The organism is Ferrovum myxofaciens (assembly GCF_000735045.1).
GTDB classification, from domain to species: domain Bacteria; phylum Pseudomonadota; class Gammaproteobacteria; order Burkholderiales; family Ferrovaceae; genus Ferrovum; species Ferrovum myxofaciens.
In genome coordinates this window covers 1-477 of sequence record NZ_JPOQ01000217.1, presented here as the reverse complement: position 1 = coordinate 477, position 477 = coordinate 1, and the positions used below count along the sequence as shown (strand labels likewise).

General features: G+C 55.6%; 1 protein-coding gene. It reads right to left on the bottom strand.

All coding sequences use genetic code 11. The features are described from left to right. Positions 1-477: tyrosine-type recombinase/integrase (locus IV91_RS0112900; protein WP_031599106.1), on the bottom strand; the 477-nt coding region annotated here is incomplete at both ends.

Below are 477 nucleotides of genomic sequence, written 5' to 3'. Positions count from 1 at the left end.
CCACTTTGCATCCAGCACCTCGCGTTTTCTGGCACCGGTCAGGATCAGCATCGGCACGATGAATTTGAGCATAGGATTCTCACTCCGGCACACCGTTTCGTATAGTTTCTGGGCTTCTTCCTCTGTCAGGAACCGCTCTTTTTTACCAGCAAGGTCCTCGAACAAGGGGACGTCCTTGGTGGGGTTTGCTGTGATGCCGGGGATTTCCCAGCGCACTGCCAGGTTCATGGCGTAGCGCAGCAGGATCAGGCAACGGTTGCAGGTGCCCAGGGCATAGTCCTTGGCCCGCATCCCGTGGTGGAACTGGATGACATCATGTTTGGTGATCTCGTCCAGGTGCTTCTTGCCGAAAATAGGCAGCAACTGGTTTCTTAGGTAGGAATCGTCCGAGATCCAGGAGCGCTTGTAACCCTTCACGAAGGGCATGTAGCGCTGTTCGATGAACTCGGAGAATGTGGGGACCTGGCGGAGTGTTGC